This window comes from Sphingobacteriales bacterium (assembly GCA_016700115.1).
Taxonomy (GTDB): Bacteria; Bacteroidota; Bacteroidia; order Chitinophagales; family UBA2359; genus UBA2359.
This window is the reverse complement of record CP064999.1, coordinates 1,505,221-1,524,537: the sequence shown is the minus strand read 5'-3', so window position 1 is coordinate 1,524,537 and position 19,317 is coordinate 1,505,221. Positions and strand designations below refer to the sequence as shown.

Below are 19,317 nucleotides of genomic sequence, written 5' to 3'. Positions count from 1 at the left end.
GTGATTGGGTTTCTTAATTTCTTTAGTACATGTTCCGAAAAAAAATAGCTTCATATTTAACTTTTAGTTTATTGTTATTGCTGTCTATGATGTTTTTTTTCAGTGCCTGCCTGAAAGATATTACCATTGACCTTCCTGAATATGAAAGCAAATTAGTTGTTGAAAGCTATTTAGACAGTAATGTTCCGTATTATATAGTATCGGTTACAGAGAGTGTTTCATTCTTTACGCCATCAACCTTTCCGGTTTCACAGGTTTTACCGGTGGTCGAACATGCCATCGTTACCATCACCAAGGGCAATCAAACAGATACGCTTCAGTATATTGATACCCTGAAAGTTTATGTGAAACCTTTGACCACTCCTATGTCAATCAATGATTATGAAGATTATCATCTCAGGGTGGAAGATACCATGACCAACAGGATTGCAACGGCATCCACGCGGTTTTTGCCGGTAATTCCCATAGATACAGTGATGTATTTGCTCAATGATTCTTTAAAAGCGGCTATGTTGATGTATTTTTATGACCCGAAACCGGACGAAAACTTTTACAAAGTCTGGTTTGCAAATGCCGCCAACCCTTTTGAAAGAGATTCGCTGCGCACCTGGGAATTTTCGGATAAGGCGTTAAGCGATGGAAGGGTTTCGGTGGGAATGGGCTATAATTTCAGGGTTACAGATACGGTCATTGTCCGGCTTTATCATATCAACGAAGAATATTATCGCTTTTTAGACACCGTTGACGATGCCGAAGATGCTTCAGACAGCCCCTTTAGCCGGCCGGCGCGGATTGTAAGCAATATTGAGGGAGGTACCGGAGTTTTTGTCGCCCTTTCTTATGATCAGCGCATTGTTCCGATTACACAATAAATTGAGGCAGAACAATAATCAGGCAGATAAAAAATGACTACTTTTACCGCTAATCCTCTGCACATGAAGGCGGAAGAGTCCTTGCTTTGTACAACCAATTTCAAACTGTTCTGATGAAACAATCCGGTCAAAGTAGAGTAGTCATCGAAAACATAGTTCCTCAGTTAGATGGAGGAAAGCATCTTGTTAAGCGAGTAGTCGGCCAACAGGTATATGTAGAAGCTGATATTTTGGCAGATGGACATGATACCGTTGCGGCCATTCTGAAATACCGTTTTCACAGCGCCAAAACCTGGCAAAATGTTCAAATGACCACCGAAACCAACGATCTTTGGGCTGCTGCGTTTACCGTACATCAACAGGGGATTTATGAATATGCCATCGAAGCATGGATAGATTATGCACTTACCTGGCAACATGGGGCAATCCGGAAAATTGATGACGGACAACATATCAATTCCGAACTGCTCGAAGGGGTGCAGTTTTTAGAAAAAATCATCCCCCATTGTACAGAAGAAGAAAGCGGTTCGTTGAATTATGCCATTCATTTATTTAAAGATGAAACCCGCTATCAGGAAGCCATTTTATATGTACAGTCTGAAAGCCTGCACGATTTGTTTTTGAAATACCCCACGAAAGACTATGCCGTAACCTCCCCCTTCCTGCAAGTTTACGTTGACCGGTACAAAGCCTTGTTCAGCACCTGGTACGAATTTTTCCCCCGTTCAGCATCACAGGAAGAAGGGAAACACGGAACGTTTAAAGACTGCCTCAAACTGTTGCCCCGTGTAGCCCAAATGGGGTTTGATGTGTTGTATTTTCCGCCCATCCATCCCATCGGAGAGGTGAACAGAAAAGGCAAGAACAATTCGACAAAAGCAGAACCCGAAGATGTGGGTTCGCCCTGGGGCATCGGTTCCCAACTCGGTGGACATAAAGCACTGCATCCGCAGTTGGGGTCAATGGAAGATTTTACTGCCCTGCTGACTGAAGCCAAACTTTTAGGAATAGAAATTGCCATGGATTTCGCATTGCAATGTGCGCCCGATCATCCGTATGTAAAAAAATATCCGCAATGGTTCAAATGGCGACCGGACGGAACCGTGCAATATGCCGAAAACCCGCCCAAAAAATATCAGGACATTTTACCCATCTTTTTTGAAACCTCCGACTGGCAAAACCTCTGGGATGAGTTGTTAAGCATAGCCTTATATTGGGCCGAACAGGGAATTACCATTTTTAGGGTGGACAATCCGCATACCAAACCATTCAGGTTTTGGGAATGGCTGATTTCGGAAGTAAAAAAGAAACATCCCGATGTGCTCTTCCTCTCCGAAGCCTTTACCGCCCCTAAAATCATGCACCAATTGGCCAAAATCGGATTCTCACAATCCTATACCTATTTTACCTGGCGAATCCATAAACACGAAATCGTCGAATATATGACCGAACTCACCCAAACGGATTCAAAAGAATATTTCAGACCCAATTTCTGGCCAAACACCCCCGATATTAACCCCTATATCATGCAAACCGGCAACGAGGCCGTGTTTATGACCCGTTTGTTTTTGGCGGCAACTTTAAGTTCGAGCTACGGAATATACGGACCTGTTTTTGAGTTTATGCAGTTTCAGGCAATTCCGGGTAAAGAAGAATACTTTAACTCGGAAAAATATGAGTTAAAACACTGGAATTGGGAACATGCCAACCGGCTCACCTATCTGATTACGCTGCTTAACAAAATAAGAAAGGAAAATCTCGCCCTGCAAAACTATAACAATATCTCGTTTTGCCCCATCGAAAACAATCACCTTTTGGCCTATTTCAAGACTACTCCCGACCATCACAATCAACTGTTGATGGTGGTGAGCCTTGACCCCTACCATCGTCAGAACGGAATGGTCAGTTTGCCCTATAAAGAAATGAAGACAAACCCGGGTGAAAAATTGGTGATGCAGGATTTAATCAGTGGCAACAGCTATATCTGGGAAAAGGAAATGAATTATGTGGAACTTGGCCCTGAATTGCCTTTCCACCTGTTTAAAATCAAAAAAATGATGTGGAGTTCTTAGCAGAATGACACCGGACGATAGGCGTTTTTCAGGAGATGATTATAGGAGAAGACGCTTGCAGTTGAAGGCTATCAGCCTGCAATGTGGAAGGAGTTGAAGATAAAGGGTTTTACTAAAGTTAAGACTCGATTTATACACTTACCCAAATCAGAACACAACAAATCTTTACATAAACGTCAACATAACGATAAACCCCAAAAGTCGCAAAAGTTTGAAAAGCAGTAACAAAACCGCCCGGTAATAAGTCTTAAATAAGTTGGGTGTATTCAGGAAATCAGGCCTGAATTTAAATTTACGACTATTTCAATTTGAATTAGAACAGCATTAACAACACGAATATTTAACATTATGAAACGACAAGTGCCGAACTTCATTACCTTGCTCAATCTCGCTTTAGGATGTACTGCAATTATTTTAGCCTTTCAGGGTCAAATGGTATGGGTGCCTCATTTGATTATTGCCGCCGCATTTGCCGATTTTATTGACGGATTATCTGCCCGGATGCTGAAAGTATCTTCACCACTTGGAATGCAATTGGATTCTTTGGCAGATATGGTAACATTCGGGGTATTGCCGGGGGTTGTCCTTTATCAGCTTATTTATGAAGCAATCGGTTATACCGTTTCGTGGTGGCAACCTTTGCCGGCCATGTTAATTACCATTTTTTCGGCCATCCGTTTAGCAAAGTTTAATATTGATACCCGGCAAACAGACGGATTTATAGGGGTGCCTACTCCAACTTGTACCATGTTTATGATAGCCTTGGTATTGATTGCTCAAAACGATACCTACGGACTTGCTGCGATTATTTATAAGCCGGTATTTTTATATGCCGTTACTCTTGTTTTTTCCTTGCTATTAGTTGCTGAGTTGCCAATGCCCCCTTTGAAATTTAAACATCTCGGCTGGAAAGGAAATGAAATAAAATATATCGCAGTTGCAATTGGGTTAGCCCTTATCGCTCTGCTTGGAGGGTTGGGCATCGCTGTCTCTATTTTGATTTATATAGGGGTAGCGCTTGTTCAAAAATTGTTGGGAATTGGGAAAAAAGCGCAGGTTGAGCAGCCGTCTGTTACGGAATAAAAAATCTTGCTCCGATTGCCAAAGTATGTAGGACAATCTCAAATCTTGTTGTTGAACTCAAAGGTTCAGGTTAAATTACCTCCCCCTGAATTATCACAGATTCTCTGATAGATTGCTCTTTCAGGTGAAGGAATTTTTTGCGCGCTTCGTCCTGTTTAAAGTTTTCGAAATCCTGTGCCGAATCGAAAACAACAAGGTGGATTTCATAAGGCGGGTCAATATTTTGTTCAATATAAGATTGCTTATCCGGTCTTACTCTGAACAATAGCTTTCCGTTGTATTTGGCTATTGCAGGGATAGCGATGTCCTCAAATTGGTCGAAAACATCCTCCTGCCCTTCGGCAATATAAATGAGTTGGGTGATATAGATCATGCCTGTTGCAAATTTTTTCAGGTAAGTTTCAAAAAATCACCATCTACAATCAGCAGTTTTGTGCCATTTTCTGAAAAAGAGCGATGGGAACTGAGCTGGTCTGAGACCACATAAGTATCGCCCTTCGAAAGTTTAATGCGCTGTCCGGAACTCAATTCGGTTATAAATTCGCCTTCAAGACAATAGATGAGATGCCCTAACTGACACCAGTGATCCGCCAGATAGTTGTTGCTGTATTCTACTAACCGGATTCTCAGCCCTTCAAATTGTATGGTTTGCCAAATAGCAGTTCCTGTTTCTCCGGAATGTTCCGTTTTTTCGACCGAATCCCAGTCAATCGTTTGGAAAGGTATATGGCTCATAATTTTCTGAAACAGGCTTAATCATAGAAAAATAACGGCAGCCGGATATGGAAGCAAATAGGGGGTTATTCGTTACTTACCCGTTAAAATAGTCGCGCATTTTTTCAAAAAACCCCTTTTCGCCTTTTTCAGGTTTAGGCTGAAAATTGGGCAGGTGGCGAAGTTGTTCGAGCAGTTCGGTTTCTTTAGGGGTCAGTTGTTGAGGGGTCCAGATATTTACTTCAATCACCTGATCTCCCCGGCCATAACCGTTCAGATTGGGCAGCCCTTTTCCGTTCAGCCTGAAAATTTTACCGGATTGCGTGCCGGCCGGGATTTTAATTTTAGCTTTTCCTTTCAGCGTAGGCACTTCTATATTGTTGTTGCCGATTGCGGCATCGGTAAAACTGATATAAAGCGAATAGATAACATCGGAGCCTTGCCGTTTGAGGTGTTCGTGTGGCAACTCTTCGATGGTGATGATCAGGTCGCCTGAAGGGCCGTTTCTTTCACCGACATTTCCTTTGTTGGTCATGGAAAGTTGAATGTTTTCATTCACTCCGGCAGGTATATCTATTGAGATGGTTTCTTCGCCATACTGTCGTCCTGTTCCGCTACATGTTGAACATTTGTTTGTAACCACCGTACCCAGTCCTTCGCAGTGGGGACAGGTAATCGTTGTTTGCATTTGCCCGAGAAAGGTATTGGTAACCTGCCGGACCCGCCCATGTCCCTGACAAGTGCTGCAGGTTTTAACGCCTTCTTTGCTTTTTGCGCCAATACCATTACAGGTATTGCAGGCAACATATTTTTTGATTTTGATGTTTTTTTGAACACCCTCTGAAATTTCTTCCAGGCTCAACTTGATTTTGGTTTTCAGGTTGCTGCCGCGTCTTTGTGTGCTCGCTCCTCTACCTCCGAAGTTATTGCCAAATAAATCGCCAAAAATATCGCCGAAATGAGAAAATATATCTTCCGGGTTCGTAAACCCACCCCCCATGTTACCGCGCATTCCGCTATGTCCGAAACGGTCATATTGGGCGCGTTTTTCGGAATTGCTCAATACTTCATAGGCTTCTGCTGCTTCCTTAAAAAGTTCCTCCGCTTCCTTATTTCCGGGATTTACGTCGGGGTGATACTTCATGGCTACTTTTCGGTAGGCCTTTTTAATTTCTTCGGAAGTTGCAGTTTTGGTTACTTCCAATACTTCGTAATAATCTCTCTTTTGCATGTTTTTGGCAGCTTTATAAGCTAATTTTGAAAAATAAAAGGGGGGTTAACTTTTTGATAAGTGCGGGGAATCTAACTGTATTCCAGAAAAACGGGGGGATTTTAACTTTTGAATATACTTAATTGCCCACAACGACTTTGGCGTAACGGATGATTTTGTCGTAAAGGAAATAACCTTTTTCCACTTCATCCAATACGGTTCCTTTTTGTTCTTCAGACGGAGCGGGTGCTTCTGCGATGGCTTCGTGGAGATCAGCATCAAAAGGCTGTCCGATTGCCTGCATCGGCTTGAGTCCTTTCAACCCTAACTGATGTATCAGTTGGTTTTGGATGAGTTCAAACCCTTTGGCCATTTCGGCATCTCCCTGAAACGATTTGAATGCCCGTTCGAAATTGTCCAATATGGGCAGAAGTTCGGTAATTACATCTTTGGATGCGGTCTTCACCAAATCGGCAAACTCTTTTCGGGTTCTTGTCCGGTAATTATCAAATTCTGCGTAGAGGCGAAGGTACTTATCCTGTACTTCTTTCAGCTCTTTGGATAGTTTTTGTACTTCTTCTTCCAAGGGTAAATTGGCAATGACTTCTTCGACCGGATGTATGGTTTCTTCGACCGGCTCAATAATATTTTGCTCGGGTTGATTTTCTAATTCTATCGGGAAATCTTTTTCGCTCATAGTTTATATAATAATTGGATGTTTGACATGGGTAGTCAGGATTAACAAATCATCAACGCAAACACCTTGCCATATTCAATTTGCTGACATTATGACAGCGATAAGTATAAATGCGTGAAATTTCAGCCCCCTGTTTTTGAACATGCTATACAAAATGACATATTAACTGCCTGTATTATCGTTTTCTTTTTTTCCTGCCTTCACCACCCGCCGACTCAGTTCATAATCCATCCATTTGATGGTTTGGTCCTTTCCAATAATTATCTCCCGCTCGCTGATGAGATAGGTAGTCGGTATTTTCTCAAACTGAAATACCACCGGAGCAGGAGAGGCAAACCCCTTAAAATCGCATACATGGTGCGGCCAAATCAAATTGTCTTGTTCGATGGCGTTTAACCATGCGGTTTTATCGGTATCGAGCGATACGCTGATGATGGTAAAACCCTGAGCTGTTCCAAAGTCGGCATCTTTATACTTTTCATATAGTTTTACCAACTCAGGATTTGTTTGCCGGCAGGGTTTGCACCACGATGCCCAAAAGTCTATCAGGATTATCTTTTTCTCTGCCAAAATCTCCTTCGAACTCAGAAGATTTCCGTGGACATCATACATTGCAAGTTCCGGAGCCACAGCACCATTTATTAACCTTCCGGAAGACAGGTCGCAAGCACTGAATATTGCCAGAAAAATGAACAAACCAATTCTTAAAAGATTAAAACCGGGACCGGTATGATGTTGGACTAACACGAGATTCAAACTTGGGGGTTAATAAAAATAAATGCAAAGATCAACAGCAACACAAGAGGTCTTGTGCTTTAGTTTGAAATTTGAAGAGCGGTTTTTGGCAAGATGCGAAGCAAGCGTCCAAACTGTTTGTAAGGAAATTTTTTGATGATATTATTATAGTCCAGAATGGCGTAATTGTAGGTTTCTTTTTCCGTGTCGAGAAGGTTGAGCGTGTTTTCCCAGGTTTGGTAAAGGTTGCCGAGTTGAGGAATATCCTTTAAATTGTTTTGCTGTTCCGGTTGCCGGCACATCCGTTCAAACTGCAAAATCAGTTCGTTCAATGCCTGTGCTTTATTTTCCACCGAAACCTTTCGGGAGGTAGTTTGCCATCGAAGTTGGTTAATGATGGTAAATTCGTTCAGGTCATTCCCTTTTGTTTCCCGCAGAGTTTCGACAAATTTGCCCGCTGTTTCCGAAGCTTGGCCAATTATTTCATCCAATTGCTTAAAGGCTGCCCGGATTAAAAATTGTCTGCGCTGCAAATTGCGATACAATCCGACCAACATAGCAACCAATGTGAGCAATACGATGAGTAATATCATTAGCCTGTGTTGTTGGGGTTCAGAGAATGGACATCATAATAAGACAATGAATGGAATACAAAAACAAAATATACAAGCAAGGCGAAACTTCTAAGACTTTTCAACCTGCAAAGGTAATTCGTTTTGTGGTGTTCGCTTCCTTCTTTAGAAAAGCAATCAGTTACCTTTTAAATTTTGCGACAAATTCTGCGGTATTGTATTTGGCATCCCTGACCACTAATTTAAATTCGTGAGTGCCGGGCGCTCCGGTAATTTCGTCAAAAGTATGCCAAATCCGTGCACTTTTCTGATCGTATTCCATCAGTACCCAACGGTTGTCAATATAACCGTTGAAGGAATCAATGCCCGAAAGATTGTCCGAAATTTTCAGTTGAATAGATTTGTTTTTGGTCATCAGCTTTCCGGGTACAATATTGACCGCAGTTATAGTCGGTTTTTTGATGTCTGTGGTAATATAAAACTGTCCGAACTCCCTTGTCTGACCGGTCAGAAAATTGCCTTCCCATCGGCTTTTTAAGGGGGTAACCTTTCCTGTATTGTTTTTAAATACGAGTAGTGCGTAATCATACAACTCGAAAGGAAGAGTGGTTGGTTTGATGGCTATATCGCAATAGCTGTGAATAGGGACCTCATTCAGGTGAATCTGATGCAGAGAAGAATAGATATCTGTTTGAGTTGCAGGTTTCATATCGTATTGAAAAAACAAATCATTGTACAGACAGCCGGAAGGCAGATGAAGTTTCAAAAAGTCATTTTGATAAGAATTGTCTGTAAAACAACTGAATTGAGCATTGTAAGGAGCCTCAGTAACCGGGGACAAAGGTTGCAAAGGGTCATATTGCAACATGATGCTTACGGTAGATATATTGTTGTTAAAATCGTTGACTTCAATTACAATTTTGTGCAAAAGACCGTCACTGAGGTTGATGATGCCGTTGTTGATTGCCTGTTGGTAAATTGATAATTTGTTGGCGGGTTCGACAAAACATTTTTGAACGAGTCCTTTTTCCTGTTTTTTTAGCATATAATCAATATGGGCATTGATATAACGGCTTTCGGAAAATCCGATTTGCTCCATTTCAAAAGCATACAACAGATTGCCGTTATCGTACATTTTAAGCCCATACACGTTGTTGATATTGTATAGTTCGTTTTTCTTATCTTGTGTTTTTATGCCAAGGCCCACCCGAGGGTGGTTAACTTTTAACAGGTTTTGTGCGGTAACATAATTGCCGTTCTGCAATTTGGTCGCATAAAGTTTTGGCGATTGATAGCCGGATGTTTCACCTTTAAAGCCATAGATGGCCAATTGCGTAATCGTAGGTTTGATATCATCCGGAACATGAAACCCAAACAGCAGCGGGTTGATGGCTATTTCCGTTTCTGTATCGCGCATTTCGAAATGCAGGTGCGGTCCGTTTGAAGAGCCTGTATTGCCCGATTTGGCGACTAACTGCCCTTTTGTAACCGGTAAGAGAGAAGGAGGGATTTTTTCGTCAATTTCAAATTTTTGCAGTTCGTACTGTTTCCGTTTCACATAGTCGCCGATTTCTCCGGAAAAACTGTTGATATGTGCATACACACTTGTAAAACCATTCGGATAATCTATATAAAGTGCATTTCCATAACCACGCGGTGAAACTGCAACCCTTGAAACAAACCCGTCAGCAAGTGCGTAAACATTTAAATTTTCCTGACCATTGGTTTTACAGTCAATGCCGGTGTGGAAATGGTTAGACCTCAATTCGCCAAAATTTCCGGTCAGCCGCATCGGAATATCCATCGGTTGGCTAAAATAATTTTGTGGATATTCGCGCTTCGCCAATTTAATTTCCCGTTCAGCATTTGCAGTTTTTATATAAGGAAGGGTGAGCAAGCCGACCCCTGCAACGATATTAAAAACGAGGAAAAATACTTTATTCATACCGTTAATCTATAGAAACTGCTCCATACAAACTACACACCTTGGGTTTGAGAAACCCTTTTATGCTCAATGCTAATCAAGATTTTTGACAAAGATAAGAAATATATCCTTGTTTTAGAGATAATACCTTTTTTAATCAACTCAAACACTGTTGGACAGTTGATTTTTTGAAAATAACAGGAATGTCCGCAGAATTAATTCTTCGATTTAATAATACCAAATCACGGACTATCTAACTTTGCCTGAAAAAGACACTGACCATGCTGCCCCGTATCCAAAACCTATTACCAGAAGCAGGTTGTGATGAGGCCGGAAGGGGTTGCCTTGCCGGTGCTGTATTTGCGGCTGCGGTCATTTTACCCCCCGGCTTTAAATATGATGAGGTAAATGATTCCAAACAACTCAGTCATCAGAAACGGGTAGCAGCAAGACATATCATAGAACAAGAAGCCATAGCCTGGGCTATTGGAATTGTTTTGCCGGACGAAATTGACCGTATCAACATCCTCAAAGCGTCTATTCTTGCCATGCACCGGGCGTTAGCGCAATTAAACCCATCACCCGGTTTTGCAGCAATTGACGGTAACCGGTTTACCCCATTCCCAAAAGTTGCGCATCAATGTGTGGTAAAAGGTGATGCGCTTTATACCCATATTGCTGCCGCTTCTATATTAGCCAAAACCGGCCGCGATGATTATATGATGCGCCTTCACGAGGAGTTTCCAATGTATGGATGGGATCATAACAAGGGTTATCCTACTGTTCAGCACCGCAAAGCTATACAGGTTCATGGACCCTCACCTTATCATCGCCTATCGTTTAAACTACTTCCCGAAAACCAACAGATGGGTTTGTTTTGAGGCATGAAAACGCATTCAAATTGGGCGATGCTGTAAATAGTTGTTGATAATTTTGGGAAATGCGTAGTTCCCGATATTTTCAGCCTCCACTTCTACAAAGCCCTGTCGAAGCCATATTTCCGGGTCTGAAATGGACGTTTCCAAAAAACGGGCAACAATGGTTTGATGGGTAAGTTGTTGTTTCCAAATTCTGGAGTTATACAGACTTTTTTCGGTGAGGTAAATACAGGAAATCTGATTTTCCCGAAAATGTGATTGTAAAATGCCTGCATCAGGTTCCAGATCAGTTTCAACCAACAAAAATTCGTACAGGTTTTCCCAAATATCTTTAGCGGTTCTTTTTCTCAATAACCGGCCTCCTTTTGGTGTTTGCAGCATGAAATAAGTAAAATATCGGGTTTTACGGGTGAGTTTTTTTTGTTTGACCGGCAACTGGGAAACGGTATTGTCGCGATAAGCCACACAAATCGTTTGCATCGGGCAAAAACCGCAATCGGGTTTAACCGGTTTGCATTGAACGGACCCAAAATCCATGATGGCCTGGTTAAAAGATGCAGGCTCAGTTTCGCTCATCAGTTGTTGCGCCAATGCCAAAAACTGTTTTTTGCCCTGCGTTGAATCTATGGGAGTAAAGATGCCGAAACAACGGGACAAAAGCCGGTAAACATTGCCGTCAACTACGGCATAGGGCAAGCCAAACGCAAAAGAAGCAATAGCGGCGGCGGTATAATCACCAATGCCTTTTAACTGCCTTATGTCCGAATAGGTATCGGGAAATTTTCCCTGCAATTCGTTTGCTATGTATTTGGCGGTTTGGTGCATGTTTCTCGCACGGGCATAATACCCCAATCCTTCCCAAAGGCGCATGACTTCATCCAAAGAGGAGTCTGCTAAATCTTTCACCGTAGGGTACATAGCTTTAAACTTCAGGTAATAAGGCAATCCCTGATCTATACGGGTTTGCTGTAAAATGATTTCAGAAAGCCAAATAGAATAGGCATCATCGGTTTGTTTCCAGGGCAGGGGGCGTTGGTGATGATGCCACCATTTCAGCAGTTTTTGGGTGAACAGATGCAAAACAAGCGTGTGGGTTTGTGCTGATTGAACAGACCTGTTGAAAATGGTAGCTAAAGTAGTCAATTATAAGAGAAAGAGATAACTATGGTTTGTTTTAGGAGGAATTAATCATGAGATCTGATGAGGTGAATTTAAGCGGTACAAGTATCGCTGCTGCAATGATGTTGCCCATCTAAAAAAAATAGCTAAAACTAAATATTTCGGCATTGATGCGAACAATTTAAACCACCCGATGGTTTTATACCGGCTATTTGATGGATGCGTCTGACAGATAATAAGATTTAAAATTAGATTATTGATGTTAAAGCAGTATCTTTACACCAAATAATGTTTCATACAAAGTTTAGTAAAACTCGCAAAACATACAGAATTTATGCAAAGCAATTATGGTGCCGATAGTATTCAGGTACTCGAAGGATTAGAGGCTGTCAGGAAACGACCGGCAATGTATATTGGCGATATCGGGTTCAAAGGTTTACACCATTTGGTGTATGAAGTTGTGGATAATTCCATTGATGAAGCACTTGCAGGTTATTGCAAAAATATAGATGTTGTTATCAACGAAGACAACTCAATCAGTGTGAAAGATGACGGGCGCGGAATTCCGGTAGCTATTCATACTGCAGAGGGGCGGTCGGCACTTGAAGTTGTAATGACGGTATTACATGCAGGAGGTAAATTTGACAAAAATACCTATAAAGTATCGGGCGGTTTGCACGGGGTAGGGGTTTCTTGTGTCAATGCGTTGTCCGAAAACCTGAAAGTAGAAGTAGAAAGGGACGGCGGGTTGTTTGTTCAGGAATATGTGCGTGGAGTTCCGGCATATCCTGTAAAGCAAATCGGTAAAAGCGAGAATACAGGTACAACAACCACGTTTAAACCCGATTTTCAGATATTTACCGTACTGACTTATAATTACGAAACCCTTGCTTCCCGTTTGCGCGAGCTTGCATTTCTGAACAGAGGCATTCGAATTACCTTGACCGACTTGCGTGAAAAAGACGAAAAAGGCAATTATCAGAAAGATGAATTTTTTTCTGAGGGAGGATTGTCTGAATTTGTAAAATATCTCGACGCTAACCGGACCTCTCTGATTGAAACGCCGATTTGTATGGAAGGAGAACGGGATATGGTTACCGTTGAAGTAGCACTTCAGTACAACTCCACTTACAACGAGAATGTCCATTCTTATGTTAACAATATCAATACCATAGAGGGAGGAACCCATGTATCGGGATTTCGCAGAGCGCTAACCCGCACATTTAAAACTTATGCCGAAAAAAACGGATTGTTCAGCAAGGTTAAAGTTGAAATTACCGGAGATGATTTTCGCGAAGGATTGACAGCGCTGATATCGCTGAAAGTACCTGAGCCGCAGTTTGAGGGGCAAACAAAAACCAAATTGGGCAACTCGGAAGTTGCAGGTATTGTAGAAGGGGTGGTTGGCGATAAACTTGTCGCTTTTTTGGAAGAAAACCCGCGTCAGGCCAAAACTATCATTGAAAAGGTAATTCTCGCCGCCACAGCGCGTAATGCTGCCCGAAAAGCCCGCGAATTGGTACAAAGAAAAACCGCTTTAACAGGCAGCGGCTTGCCCGGAAAACTGGCAGACTGCTCAAACAAAGACCCCGAAGCCTGTGAATTGTTCCTGGTTGAGGGAGATTCGGCAGGGGGTACCGCCAAACAAGGAAGGGATCGCAACTTTCAGGCCATCATGCCCCTAAGAGGTAAGATCCTCAACGTCGAGAAAGCCATGGAATATAAAATCTACGACAACGAAGAGATTAAAAATATCTATATGGCACTCGGAGTGTTTCAAAACGAAAACAAGGAACTCAATACCGATAAACTCCGCTATCACAAGGTGGTCATTATGTGTGATGCCGATGTGGACGGAAGTCATATCACCACCCTGATACTCACCTTCTTTTTCCGTCAAATGAAAGACCTGATTGAGCGAGGCTATATTTATATCGCCACTCCACCGCTTTATTTGGTCAAACGCGGAAAAGATTTTATCTATTGCTGGAACGACGATGACCGGGATGCAGCAGTTCAAAAACTTGCCGGAAACGATGATCCTAATCGGGTGGTCAATATTCAGCGATATAAAGGTTTGGGGGAAATGAACGCCGAACAGCTTTGGGAAACAACGATGGATCCAAACCGCCGGATTCTGAAACAAGTAACTATTGACAGTGCTGCAGAGGCAGACCGCATTTTTTCAATGCTGATGGGGGATGATGTCGAACCAAGAAGAGATTTTATTGAAAAACACGCTAAATACGCAAGAATAGATACCTGATAAAAAATGATCGGAGAATTTCTGAATTCTTTCAGGGTAATCAATTTAGTACCTTAAATCGCTGCTACCTGTTTATTCAACCTGATGTTATATAAATTTGATACAACGGTTAGCCGGCAATGACCGGCGAGTAATCTTTCAAACCCGATTTTTAAATATGGCCGGTATTAAGTCTTTACTCGCATTTGTTGCCCGCGCTTCATGGATTGCAGTCAGTCGTTTTTTATTTTTTTGCCTTGCAGGGCTACTGCTCAACGTTCTGTTATTTATCTATTTGCCCGATATATGTGCCAACGCAGGAGCAGAGGTTTGTTTTCCGCTCATAGCTTTTGGAATAGTTATGTTGATTATTTTTCCGATTATTTATTGCCTGATCGGCTATAAATTTGCCATCCAAAAAGTGATACAATATGCGTATGTCCAAAATAAAGATTATCTCTATAGATATACCGTTTATAAATTAACTGCCTTTTTGGATAAAAATAAAACGACCGGTGCTGCAATCAGTGGAGGATCGAAACTTATTGAGCGCTTTTTTGATAAATTAGATAATATGCCTTTTGCCGTCCGGGCAGTACTGAATTTTATCAAGTCAGTCGTGCCAATTTCTGAAATTGTTGAACGTGCCGCCAACGGCGAAGCCATCACCCCCGAAAACGAAGGTAAATTAGCCACACGGATAGCCGAAGAAACAGATAAATATATACACACCGATCTACTTCAACCCGGATTCGCCCTTCCTGCAATCGTTTTAACAGCTAATCTGGCTTTTTTCGGACTTTTGCACTGGCTATATTGAAAGTCTTTACATGCCTTATTTCCACAGATAACACAAAACATTAACCACTTTAAAAACACAAACTTATGGCAACCCCTTCAAACAGCGATAAAGATAAAGCACTTCAGATGACTGTCGCCAAATTAGATAAAATGTATGGCAAAGGAACAGTCATGAAGCTTGGCGACAAGCAAGCCGTTAAAGCAGATGTCATCCCTTCCGGTTCATTGGGTTTAGACATTGCTCTGGGTATTGGCGGATATCCTCGTGGCAGGGTAATCGAAATTTACGGACCTGAATCGTCAGGTAAAACCACCTTGGCCATTCATGCCATAGCCGAAGTACACAAACAGGGCGGAATAGCTGCCTTTATTGACGCAGAACACGCATTCGATAAAAACTATGCCGAAAAATTAGGTGTAGATGTTTCCAACCTGCTGATTTCTCAGCCCGACAATGGAGAACAGGCTCTCGAAATTGCCGATCATCTGATACGTTCCGGTGCTTTGGATATTGTTGTGATTGACTCGGTTGCGGCGTTAGTTCCCCGTAGTGAGTTGGAAGGAGATATGGGAGAATCTAAAATGGGTTTGCAGGCGCGTTTAATGTCTCAGGCCTTGAGAAAACTCACCGGCACCATCAGCAAAACAGGTTGCACTTGTATCTTCATCAATCAGCTTCGCGAGAAAATAGGTGTGATGTTTGGCAACCCCGAAACCACCACCGGAGGAAATGCGCTTAAATTTTATGCCTCTGTTCGTTTAGACATCCGCCGGACAGGACAAATCAAATCCGGCAACGACATCATTGGCAACCGCACTAAAGTAAAAGTTGTGAAAAACAAAATGGCACCTCCATTCCGCAGTACTGAATTCGATATTATGTATGGAGAAGGGGTTTCCAAAATTGGTGAAATCATTGACTACGCCTCTGAATTAGATATCATCCAAAAAAGTGGTTCATGGTATAGCTACGATGGCAACAAAATAGGACAAGGAAGGGATAACGTGAAAGTATTTTTGAAAGACAATCCCGAATTGGCAGAAATATTGGAACAAAAGATAAAAGAGGTCTTATTTGCTCAATCAGGCAATGCTCCTTTTGTTGAAGAAGGAGACGAGGATTATGATGTAAGCACTGATTAAACCCTGAGCCGACCTATCTCAAATTAACTGAAGCCGGAAAATCAGGATGCTGTTAATGGTCCTGAATTTCCGGTTTTTTTACGATATAAGGGGGCAATTCTTATAGTTTGAATTGTTTTTTTTAAAACAATGACCTGATAAGCACAAGTATTTCTATTTAATTCTACTTTAGAGGCTGCAACACACCAATAAAGAGAGCATTGATTGTTTGATGTTCAAAATTTATTATTAGTCTTTGTGATTTGAAAAAATGTTGTTCTTACCTTGTTTTCTGAAAGAATTGTAAAATTTAAAGGGATTTTTAAACCAACCGCTTAGGGTATGTGGCTGACTGCTGTTGTTAGCATTATAGCATTATATCTTGCTGCCTGCTTGATTACTTATCTTGTTCAGGAGTGGTTTATTTTTCATCCTGAGAAGTTGCCGGACGATTTTCAGTATCAATATGAATATCCATTTGAGGAGTTTTTTTTACACCCCGAACCGGGTGCAATCATCAACGGACTTCATTTTGCACTTCCCCGCGCAAAAGGAGTAGTTTTTTATTTTAAAGGAAACTCCCGAAGTGTAAAAGGATGGGGCAAATTTGCGCGCGATTTTTTGGGTAAAGATTACAACTTCTACATGATTGACTATCGGGGGTTTGGCAAAAGCAGAGGTCGCCGCAGCGAAAGCGCGATTTACAAAGATTGCCAAATGGCATACGACCATCTGAAAACCTTGTATCCCGAAGAAAAAATCATTATCTATGGTCGTTCAATGGGTTCGGGATTTGCTACCTATGTGGCTGCCCATAATAACCCGCAAAAACTAATTCTCGATTCCCCATACTTTAATTTTTTGGAAACCGTAAAGCGGTTTGTTCCATTCCTTCCGGTTTCTAAAATCATGAAATACCATATCCGCACCGACCTGTGGATGCCAAAAGTTAAATGCCCCATCTACATCCTTCATGGAACCAAAGACCGGCTTATTCCTTTCAGTTCCGGTAAAAAATTATCTGAACTCAATGCAAACGGCACAATCATTCCGATTGAGGAAGCAGGACACAATAATCTGCCCCGATTTGCAGCCTATCACGATCATCTTTATGCTATTTTGAACGATGTAGCAAGAAGATATGTCTATAACAGTGGTATGAAGTCTTCTTATGACTAAATATTTGGTACAACCGATAGCCGACATTCCTTTAACCCAAAACTATCTTTGCTGAGGCAAGCCCGATTTGTTATGTTTAACCTCAAAGTTATCCGCAATTTAATCATCGGAATAATTGTAGTAATGAGTCTTTTTTCATTTTCTGTCGTATTCCAGGAACGCTTATTGCTGTTTCCGCTTCCGCTAACCCAAGACCATAAATACCAATTTGACCATCAGGAGCCGTTTGAAGAGTTGTTTTTTCGACCCGATGACAACGTATTGGTAAATGCCTTGTATTTCACCACCCCGAATCCCAAAGGGTTGATTTTTTACCTGCATGGCAATGCAAGCAATCTGCAGCGATATGGTCAGTTTGCCATTGATTTTACTCAAAAAGGGTACAATATACTGATGTACGACTACCGACAGTTCGGGAAAAGCAAAGGTGAACTCAATGAAGAATCTTTTTACTCAGATGCCCAATGGTTGTACGATGAGGTGAAAAATTGCTACGGGTTCGAACAAGATCAAATCGTCATTTACGGACGGTCTTTGGGAAGTGGCATCGCGACTAAACTGGCTTCACAAAACCAACCACGGTCTCTGATGTTAGAAACCCCATACTACAATATTGCCGATGTTGCCCGCCGGTATGTTCCTTTTATTCCTTACGATAAATTGCTGCGATATAACTTTCGCTCCGATTTGTGGATTCAGGAGGTTAAATGTCCGGTTTATATTTTTCATGGAACGAAAGACCGGGTTGTTCCCTACGCATCAGGAAGTTTGCTCAAACCGTTTCTCGAAAACCCTGACCGGTTTATCACAATACCCGGAGCGGGGCATAACAACCTGAGAAAATATGAACAATATCATCAGTTCTTGCAGCAGTTTTTGGAGGAAGGTGAAATGAAAAATACAAACCCCACAAAAAGTAAAGAGGTTAAATGAGGGTTTAGGTTTTTTATGAGCTGAAAAGCAAGACAACCGATGCAAACCGAAGGGAAACCTGTTTTGTTTGTTAACTCGGCAGGCTTTGCGTACTTTTGCAACCGGTTAACCGAAATCAATGAATTTACATAATTTTACCTACGCTCAGATACTATATCGGGCAACAGAAGCACTCAGAATAGAAGCTGAGGCGATTGCTGCCCTGCCGGAATATCTGACAGATGATTTTGCACGATGTGTATTGGATATTTTGCAAAGTCCGGGACGGGTGGTTATGACTGGAATAGGTAAAAGCGCGCTAATAGCCCAAAAGATTGCTGCAACGCTAAATTCTACCGGCACTCCGGCAACCTTTTTACATGCTGCCGATGCTATTCATGGAGATTTGGGGATGGTTTCCCCTCATGATATCGTGATTTGTCTTTCCAAAAGTGGTGAAACTCCCGAAATAAAAGCTTTATCGCCCATGCTCAAGCAATTGGGCGGTAAACTTGGTGCCATCACAGGCAATGTAGATTCATATTTGGCTAAACAAGCGCATTATGTGCTAAATACCACAGTTTCAAAAGAAGCCTGCCCCAACAATCTGGCCCCAACTTCCAGTACCACTGCACAGTTGGCAATGGGCGACGCTTTGGCCGTATGCCTGCTTGAGTTGCGGGGATTTACCCCTGCCGACTTTGCGCGATTCCATCCGGGAGGGGCTTTAGGAAAACAATTATACCTCTCGGTCAATGATATTTATCCCAATAATTCAGCGCCGGCAGTACACAGCGATGCTTCGCTTTCTGAAATTATTGTTGCCATGACTTCGGGCAGACTGGGGGCTACTGCTGTTACTGATCATAATAACCAGCTTATTGGAATCATAACTGATGGCGACCTGCGCCGTTTCCTGCAAAGAAACGACAACAATATTCAACAAAATGCGGGAACCATTATGACCCAATCACCTAAGCATATTCAGGCCGGTTCTTTAGCAATAAATGCCCTCGAACTGATGCGTCAATATAAAATAACCCAACTTCCAATAACCCAAAACAACTGTTATATCGGGATGATTCATATTCACGATTTGCTCAGGGAAGGCTTGACTTAATAAGTTGCCGTTGTCAGGTTTATTGAAAATCTGATTGCGACTGAACTATCCTGATAATTTGT

General features: G+C 41.9%; 18 protein-coding genes. 10 read left to right on the top strand and 8 right to left on the bottom strand.

Going from position 1 to position 19,317, the window contains the following annotated elements; genetic code table 11:
• Window positions 1-29: 29 nt before the first annotated feature.
• The 3 genes from IPM47_05330 to pssA all read left to right on the top strand — a co-directional run bounded on the left by IPM47_05330 (window position 30) and on the right by pssA (window position 4,027).
• Window positions 30-872 carry a DUF4249 domain-containing protein gene (locus IPM47_05330; GenBank protein QQS30372.1) on the top strand — a complete coding sequence of 281 codons (843 nt, stop codon included), beginning with the start codon at window positions 30-32 and terminating at the stop codon, window positions 870-872.
• Between the two features lie 113 nt (window positions 873-985).
• On the top strand, window positions 986-2,944 hold the full coding sequence (locus tag IPM47_05325) for an alpha-1,4-glucan--maltose-1-phosphate maltosyltransferase (protein ID QQS30371.1): 1,959 nt from the start codon (window positions 986-988) through the stop codon (window positions 2,942-2,944).
• Window positions 2,945-3,292: 348 nt separating this feature from the next.
• Window positions 3,293-4,027: a CDP-diacylglycerol--serine O-phosphatidyltransferase gene (gene pssA / locus IPM47_05320; GenBank protein QQS30370.1), complete on the top strand. Its 735-nt coding sequence runs from the start codon at window positions 3,293-3,295 to the stop codon at window positions 4,025-4,027.
• A gap of 70 nt (window positions 4,028-4,097) precedes the next feature.
• Here pssA and IPM47_05315 read toward each other — a convergent pair whose 3' ends face one another.
• From IPM47_05315 to IPM47_05285, 7 genes are all read right to left on the bottom strand, one after another.
• A complete protein-coding gene (locus IPM47_05315) occupies window positions 4,098-4,400 on the bottom strand; it encodes a DUF1330 domain-containing protein (protein QQS30369.1) in 303 nt (100 codons plus the stop codon).
• Window positions 4,401-4,417: 17 nt separating this feature from the next.
• Window positions 4,418-4,762: a DHCW motif cupin fold protein gene (locus IPM47_05310; protein ID QQS30368.1), complete on the bottom strand. Its 345-nt coding sequence runs from the start codon at window positions 4,760-4,762 to the stop codon at window positions 4,418-4,420.
• 76 nt (window positions 4,763-4,838) lie between these two features.
• Window positions 4,839-5,972 (bottom strand): molecular chaperone DnaJ, encoded by a 1,134-nt coding sequence (gene dnaJ / locus IPM47_05305; protein QQS30367.1) that lies wholly within the window; start codon window positions 5,970-5,972, stop codon window positions 4,839-4,841.
• 118 nt (window positions 5,973-6,090) lie between these two features.
• Window positions 6,091-6,648, bottom strand: a complete 558-nt coding sequence (locus IPM47_05300) for a nucleotide exchange factor GrpE (GenBank protein ID QQS30366.1) — start codon at window positions 6,646-6,648, stop codon at window positions 6,091-6,093.
• A gap of 162 nt (window positions 6,649-6,810) precedes the next feature.
• Window positions 6,811-7,404: a TlpA family protein disulfide reductase gene (locus IPM47_05295; GenBank protein QQS30365.1), complete on the bottom strand. Its 594-nt coding sequence runs from the start codon at window positions 7,402-7,404 to the stop codon at window positions 6,811-6,813.
• Between the two features lie 59 nt (window positions 7,405-7,463).
• Entirely contained in the window at window positions 7,464-7,976 is a 513-nt protein-coding gene (locus IPM47_05290; protein ID QQS30364.1) for a LemA family protein, read from the bottom strand.
• Between the two features lie 160 nt (window positions 7,977-8,136).
• A complete protein-coding gene (locus IPM47_05285) occupies window positions 8,137-9,900 on the bottom strand; it encodes a M23 family metallopeptidase (GenBank protein QQS30363.1) in 1,764 nt (587 codons plus the stop codon).
• Between the two features lie 260 nt (window positions 9,901-10,160).
• Between IPM47_05285 and IPM47_05280 the strand changes: the two genes are divergently transcribed.
• Window positions 10,161-10,760 (top strand): ribonuclease HII, encoded by a 600-nt coding sequence (locus IPM47_05280; GenBank protein QQS30362.1) that lies wholly within the window; start codon window positions 10,161-10,163, stop codon window positions 10,758-10,760.
• A gap of 15 nt (window positions 10,761-10,775) precedes the next feature.
• Here IPM47_05280 and mutY read toward each other — a convergent pair whose 3' ends face one another.
• Window positions 10,776-11,831 carry an A/G-specific adenine glycosylase gene (mutY, locus tag IPM47_05275; protein QQS31388.1) on the bottom strand — a complete coding sequence of 352 codons (1,056 nt, stop codon included), beginning with the start codon at window positions 11,829-11,831 and terminating at the stop codon, window positions 10,776-10,778.
• 379 nt (window positions 11,832-12,210) lie between these two features.
• On the opposite strand from mutY, the gene gyrB reads away from it, so the two are divergent.
• From gyrB to IPM47_05245, 6 genes are all read left to right on the top strand, one after another.
• A complete protein-coding gene (gene gyrB / locus IPM47_05270; GenBank protein ID QQS30361.1) occupies window positions 12,211-14,142 on the top strand; it encodes a DNA topoisomerase (ATP-hydrolyzing) subunit B in 1,932 nt (643 codons plus the stop codon).
• Window positions 14,143-14,299: 157 nt separating this feature from the next.
• On the top strand, window positions 14,300-14,941 hold the full coding sequence (locus IPM47_05265) for a hypothetical protein (protein ID QQS30360.1): 642 nt from the start codon (window positions 14,300-14,302) through the stop codon (window positions 14,939-14,941).
• 65 nt (window positions 14,942-15,006) lie between these two features.
• Window positions 15,007-16,065: a recombinase RecA gene (gene recA, locus IPM47_05260; GenBank protein ID QQS30359.1), complete on the top strand. Its 1,059-nt coding sequence runs from the start codon at window positions 15,007-15,009 to the stop codon at window positions 16,063-16,065.
• Window positions 16,066-16,386: 321 nt separating this feature from the next.
• Window positions 16,387-17,223 carry an alpha/beta fold hydrolase gene (locus IPM47_05255; protein ID QQS30358.1) on the top strand — a complete coding sequence of 279 codons (837 nt, stop codon included), beginning with the start codon at window positions 16,387-16,389 and terminating at the stop codon, window positions 17,221-17,223.
• A 72-nt stretch (window positions 17,224-17,295) separates the two neighbouring features.
• Window positions 17,296-18,156, top strand: coding sequence for an alpha/beta hydrolase (locus IPM47_05250; protein ID QQS30357.1), 861 nt, complete (start codon window positions 17,296-17,298; stop codon window positions 18,154-18,156).
• Between the two features lie 118 nt (window positions 18,157-18,274).
• Entirely contained in the window at window positions 18,275-19,255 is a 981-nt protein-coding gene (locus tag IPM47_05245) for a KpsF/GutQ family sugar-phosphate isomerase (protein QQS30356.1), read from the top strand.
• Window positions 19,256-19,317 lie beyond the last annotated feature (62 nt).